Source organism: Candidatus Obscuribacterales bacterium (assembly GCA_036703605.1).
Taxonomy (GTDB): Bacteria; Cyanobacteriota; Cyanobacteriia; order RECH01; family RECH01; genus RECH01.
Genome location: DATNRH010001007.1, coordinates 1 through 6597, shown reverse-complemented (window position 1 = coordinate 6597; position 6597 = coordinate 1). Strand labels below are relative to the sequence as shown.

At 48.8% G+C, this 6597-nt stretch carries 5 protein-coding genes; all 5 read right to left on the bottom strand.

The window, feature by feature from the left end:
* A partial coding sequence (locus V6D20_20620; protein HEY9818184.1) for a CHASE2 domain-containing protein occupies nucleotides 1-2768 on the bottom strand: 2768 nt, incomplete at its 3' end.
* A 537-nt stretch (nucleotides 2769-3305) separates the two neighbouring features.
* Complete coding sequence (locus tag V6D20_20615; GenBank protein ID HEY9818183.1) at nucleotides 3306-3899, bottom strand: DUF928 domain-containing protein; 594 nt, start codon at nucleotides 3897-3899, stop codon at nucleotides 3306-3308.
* Between the two features lie 478 nt (nucleotides 3900-4377).
* Nucleotides 4378-4692: a hypothetical protein gene (locus tag V6D20_20610; protein ID HEY9818182.1), complete on the bottom strand. Its 315-nt coding sequence runs from the start codon at nucleotides 4690-4692 to the stop codon at nucleotides 4378-4380.
* A gap of 270 nt (nucleotides 4693-4962) precedes the next feature.
* Nucleotides 4963-6300, bottom strand: coding sequence for a UDP-glucose/GDP-mannose dehydrogenase family protein (locus tag V6D20_20605; protein HEY9818181.1), 1338 nt, complete (start codon nucleotides 6298-6300; stop codon nucleotides 4963-4965).
* On the bottom strand, nucleotides 6301-6597 hold a 297-nt coding region (locus tag V6D20_20600; protein HEY9818180.1), incomplete at its 5' end, for a hypothetical protein. It abuts the gene before it with no gap.

The window sequence follows — 6597 nt, the reverse complement described above, 5'->3', positions numbered from 1 at the left end:
CGTAGAGACTGGATAGTGGCAGCAGCAGGTTGCTCCATAAGAGAGTCGTTTAAGAGGAGTAGATCAGGTTGCCAGGTTTGCCATTGTCCCGCGAGTGCCTCATAATCTTCTACAACCCGCACTCTAAAACCGATAGATTCTAATAACCGGCTTAAGAGATATTGCTGGTCAGGTGTATCATCGGCCACTAGAATACGATACTGTGGCTGATTTGGGACTAGGCCTACAACTGTTCTAAAGGGCTCTTGTACATGGTCTGCAACTTCGGCAATCTCTGCCTGTATGCTGAAGCGGAATATAGAGCCGTGATCGACTTGGCTACTGACGCTAATGTCTCCCCCCATCAAGTGGACAAATTGACGACTGATGGCCAGACCTAGTCCTGTACCTTGTTGCGATCGCCGTCCACTTTCTGTTTGCTCGAAGGGTTTAAAGAGTCGGCTAAGTTCCTCTTCTAAAATTCCAGGACCGGTATCTTCAACACTGAAGTGGAGAATACAAGGTGTAGGATGACTTGGTAGATGACCGTTCTGAGGAGGAGATAGGATCTGCTCTACCCAAGCAGACAAAGTAATTTGGCCCTGGGGCGTGAACTTAATAGCGTTGCTCAATAAGTTAATAAGAACTTGCCTTAACTTACTTTCATCTGCAATGACGTATTCTGGCAACTCTGAACCGTAGTTAAAGATGAGTGCTACATCTTTAGGTTGCGACTGGAGAGAAAACATATGACGTAATGTTTCTAAGAGCCCATGCAAGCTAAAGCGGACTGGTTTAAGGATCATCCGCCCTGCTTCAATTTTAGACATCGTCAAAACATCGTTGATGAGATCTAGTAAATGCTCACCACTGCGGCTAATAATTTGAATAGAGTCTTGTTGGGCTAATGAAAGGGTGCGATCGCGTCCGAGCAGTTGAGTAAAACCCAAAATGGCATTCAGCGGCGTGCGCAGTTCATGACTCATCGTTGATAGAAACTGACTTTTGGCTTGATTGGCTGCCTCTGCTAATTCCTTAGCTGCTTTAAGTGCTAGCTCTGCTTCTTTGCGATGGGTGATATCCCGTGCTACCCATAGCACAGTATGTTCTGAAAGTGGTGAAACATTAGCAGAAAACCAAATTTGAGTATCTTGGATAGGCAGGCAATATTCCACGGTGATATCTGGCTGATGATGATAGGTAGTAGGGCGATCGCTACGAAAGTATCCCCCAATACGGTATCGATACAAGGTGCGCTTAATGGCGTCTAAGCTAAGATCTGCAACGTGCTGAGGTAAGATATCATGAACGGTGCGGCCAATGCGCTGAATGCCAAGTTTATAGGATAGTCTCGGATTAGGTTGGCGATATTTGAGATAATGCCCTTCTTCATCAAAGACAATGATCGTATCGGTCATTGCCGCAAAGAGTAGATTGAGTTCCGCCTCTGCCTGCTGGCGATCGTGAATTTCCTGTTCAAGCTGTTGATTTTTCTCCTGAAGCTCTAGGGTACGCTGCGCTACCTTATGCTCCAAAGTTTGGGAGTATTTTTCTAATTCTTGGTTGGATAGGAGGAGGTTTGTCCAAAGAACATAGCCTTTATTGAGTAAGGCTGCTCCCATTAGGGCTAGAAGTGTGGGGATAATCGGCACCCACCATCCTTGCAGGAAGAGTAAGTAAGCGGTTATGCCTAAGGCCGTGCTGGTTACAATAGCGCTACCAGCGGTGCTTAGGGGCGATCGCATCGTCCACCCATACATGGCTCCGATGATAGCCCCTCCTAGAATCCATAACCATTCGATCGGTTCTGCAAAAGACCGTAGCAGAGGGCGTCCATCTAGGGCTGCACTTAAGATCTGACTCACAAAGTCCGCATGAACGACAACGCCAGGCATCCCTGGCAATTCAGTATAGCGATCCGAAAAGGGAGTTTGAAAGCGATCGCCCAAGCTAGCAGCGCTGGTGCCAATCAGTACAACGCGGTCATAAAAAAAGCCAGCGGGGACGCGCCCTTCGAGTACTTGGGTTAAGGGAATACTCTCAATGGGTTCGGACCAATGCCGATAGTTAGAGAGAATTTGGTAACCTCCAGCATCAGCTTGCACATACCCGCCGCTATTGGGGTGTAAGGGTAAAAATTCAGCCTTACCCAAACCTAAATGTTGGCGATCGCTGTGAATACTGGTTAGCGTAACACCCTCTTGTTCTAGATAGGCTAAGGATAGACGAGCAGCCAAGCTTAATATAGTTTGCCCCTGGGGATCGCGAATGGATTGAAGGTTGCGGCGGACCATGCCATCGCGATCAATCACAATATCGCTGGCACTGACCTGCCCTAAGTCGCCTAGGATAGGTGGAGGAGCGATCGTGGCTCCGTAGGAATCCCCCACGGCTTTTTCGATTCCAATCAGGTTGGGCGTGGTTTGAAAGACTTGAACTAGACGATCGTGACCGGGCTCAATTGGCAAATTGCGATATAAATCCAGCCCAATGACCCGAGGTTCCTGTTGACGAATTTCCTCAATCAAGCTGGCTAAGGTGCTGTCTGAAATGGGCCACTGCTCCAAGTTTTCAATATCAGACTCTTCAATGGAAACAACAACAACTCTTGACTCTACGGCTTCAATAGGACGCAGACGGGTAAATTGATCGAGGGTAATCCACTCTAAAAGCTGAAGAGCCCCGGTAAGACGGACACTTAGGACAACACCAGTGACAAGAGGAGCCGTTATACCAACCCCTCTCCATTTCCAACACTGATGTTTGATGGCGTTCCACATAGATTGCATGGATATAGCAGATCTTGCGAGACCGATGCTCTCCAACATCGTGCCGCTAGGTTCTTAACCAGTGTGGCATAATTCCGTCAACGTGAGTTCGATGACGTTATCACAACAGGAAACTATGACCGTTTATCCTGAGCTGCTCGAAGCCTACATGTCATTCTGCGATAAGCGTTGCTGATCAGTAGAACGATTACCACCCAATGTTTAAAGACGGCTTCCGTGCTTCTAGTAGGCACAGGCTGCAACAGGGCTAGACCAAGCAGACCAACCATAGCCTAAATGCTAGAAGCTGCAAAAGCTGTAACGTTATTGCACTCACTATTGCACTCACCTGTCAGACATCATGCTGTTGCCATGTCTAACAGGTGAATCAGCACCTTGATAGACATGGCGGCTGACTCCTAGAGCGGATCGCCTGTATCCTAGCTATAGATTGGATCAGGCACGGTTAATCTCAAGCATAGTCACCCCTTCGTCATTGGGCTTAACCTTAGACCTGTGCCATGAATGCTTGAGCTTGCTCTAGATGGCAATGAAGCGCTACTGCCAAGATGACTGGGAGGTATGGGAGTCTTCTACTCGATGGACGGTGCCACCAATAGCGACGTCTAGCAAGCGATTCTCTGGATCACAGACGAGGGCAAACATCCAATAATATCGCTCTCCAACATCTAAGCCTGGTTGATGCTTAGGTAGAGCAACTGAGACAATACCTGGAACTTGTTCAATCGGTATAACTGCTTCGTAAACAACATGGCCTTCCCCTGTGAGGAAGCTAAAGGTGGCAGCGGTTGCTGAGGTTTCTGGTACTTGAATCTCAATAGTGGGATAGGGATCGGTAGTTTCTTCTCCAGAGACAACCCTGAGGTCGACAGACTGGGACGAGGTCTCGCCTGGGTTAACACCTGAGTTAGTTATAGCCAGGTCGGCTGGGCATTGGCGCTCCCCCCGCGATCCGCCTCCTGCAGTTTGGTCTGGGCTATCTTGCCCAGGAGGAGGCTCAAAGGTCGTTTGGTTAAGCTGCGAAGCACTACTGACTACTTGGGCGATCGCTTGTTGCGGTAACCCAAGTGTGATTAGTAGGCCAGTGATGGAGAGGGTGGATGTCAGGATGAGTAACAGTTTACTTGCCATGATTTAACCTTGTTGGATCTGAGTGATCTGTCATCTTGGCGTTGGTAGACGCAGCCCGGTCATCCTAACGTATGCTGTAAACAGAAAGGATACTTGGCCGCTGGGATCGTTATCCCACGGGGTACGCAAAGAGGTAGGAGCGATCGCTGGTCTGAGTGCGCATCTCTGGAGAGATATAAGCGCTCTACATTTGTTCCTGCAGATCTAATGCCTACGTTGATACGACGCCCCTAAGTTAAAGTAGTCTATTAGCCTATAGGATTGCGACCGAGTTTCCACCGACTAAGTTCCCTTAACCCTAGGACAGTTCACAGTCCGCATATTTACTCAATGATGTTCAGCCTCCAGAGAACCTAGCTCTCAGAGCCTCATCGTGACGCATGGCTGTTTCACAACAAAGCCCGCTTTTGCGGGCTTCATCATTGTAGGATCGTAGAAAGACCAGGGAGGCTACTCTGAGCCTCTGACCCAGCGGAGTTTACGGATGGTCAGCGCTTTCATTCGTTCCACTGCTTTCAGACTCATCTGTTTCTGATGTAGATTCTTCTAATTCTGATGTAGATTCTTCTAATTTTGGTGGTTCAGGTGCTGGCTTTGGTTTTGGCCCACGCATCAGAGCCTGGGGCACCGCAGGAGTTTTTTCTTGGCGATCGCCCCGTCCTTTTCGATGTCCTGATGATTTTCCTTGTCCGCCCCGATCCGAACGACGCTCGTCTTGGGATTGAGGAGTATTGGCCGGGTCTGCGCTGCTACGTTCTGCCCGCTCTGATTTCTTAATCGGTCGCTCGCCCATGACTGAACCATCGTTAACGCCTTGTCGATTCTACATCGAAATTGGTAGAGATCAGCGTGGTGACCAGACTAATTTGTCGTCCTAAACGGATTTTTTAGCAGGAATTTGATGAGGTACTGGGATAGTCCAGGACGATCGCCCATACCTCTCCCAAGGCAAGTCTCTCCTGCATATTGGCAAAAGAGACAGTTGCGCTGATTGGGTTAGGGATCACAAGACTAACTCGTGATCCCTCGATGATCTCATTCTCCCTAATGTCTTGGGAGAAAACTAGAGGCCAATGCCCTCATAGATGGCAACACTATGCTTGTCTAACATACGTCGTCCGTCGATCACCACCGGTTGAGGCTCCAGAGAAGCAATCATCTCCGGTAGAGCTTTGAACTCTGCCCAACGGGTAATAATGATAATGGCCTGGGCCCCAGCGATCGCCGTATCTACGTCAGGGCAAAAGTTTACCGTACCTTCCCCAAACACTTTTTGTGCTTCATGTTGGGCAATGGGATCATACCCCTGCACAACAGCCCCAGCATCTAGAAGGGTTTGAGTCACTGGCAAGGCCGGTGATTCGCGAATGTCATCAGTTCCTGGCTTGAAGGCATAGCCCAACACCGCAACCTTGACACCTTTTAGATCAGGATAATGTTTTTGCAGTAAGGTGATGAGCCGAGCTGGCTGCTTCTCATTGACCGCAATCACGGAGTCTAAGATTTGCATGGCATTGCCTTGTTTTTTGCCATAGGCAATCAAGGCCTTGACGTCCTTAGGAAAACAGCTGCCCCCAAAGCCACAGCCTGCTTCAATGTAAGTGGTGAAGGACGGGACAATGCGAGTGCCATCTTCGAGAATAGGGGTAAGACGCTTATCCAGATGAACGCCACGGGTTACTTCAGTGACATCGATGCCGCCGGTAGACGTGCAAAGATTGGCAATCTCGTTTGAGAAGGAAATCATTGTAGCCAACAGAGAGTTAGCCGTGTACTTGATCATCTCGGCGGTGCGGCAGTTGGTGGCCAACTGATCTACCCCCTCAAACACCGCATAGAGCTCTTGTAAAACCTGGATGCTCTTATCGTTGACACCACCGTAGACAATGCGATCGGGATACATAAAGTCTTCGATCGCTTCCCCTTCCTTGAGAAACTCAGGATTCATGCCCACCCCAAAATCCACACCAGCTTTTTTGCCGGAAGCTTCTTCTAGAATCGGCAGCACAACCTCATCGGTGGTGCCTGGAACCACGGTACTTTTCACAACAACGGTGTGATATGTAGTCTTGTCCTTGATGACTTCTCCAATTTGCCGCGCCACAGTCTTGATGTATTTGAGATCAATCTCATTACCATCAAACGGTGTGCCAACAGCAATCAGCGAAATATCTGTATCTAGAACCGCTTGACGCAGGTTGGTCGTAGCCGACAAGGACTGACCAATATTTTTCTTGAGCAGATCCTCTAAGCCATCTTCATAGATAGGAGGGATTCCCTGATTAATCTTATCGACTTTGACCGGGTCAATGTCAATACAGATAATCTGGTGTCCTTTTTCTGCTAAGCAAACTCCCGACACCAAACCGACATAGCCTGTACCCGCAACAGAAACTTTCATTTATGCCTCCTCTGCTTCGCGGTTGTCTTGATACCAAACAAGCGATCGCCGTAGTCCATCATCAATCATGATGCCAGGGGTGTAGCCCAGATCAGTTCGGGCTTTGGTGATAATGGGACAGCGACGGTTGGGGTTATCCACCAAGTAGGCTTTATCGTCGCTTTCCTGACGAACAACTTTTCCGGTGTACCCAAAGAGTTCCTTAGCCAACTCCACCACGCGGTCAGCTAGGTTGGCCATGGAGATTTCGGGCTCTTCTACCCCAATATTGTAGGCTTCCCCTGGATGCCCCTTAAT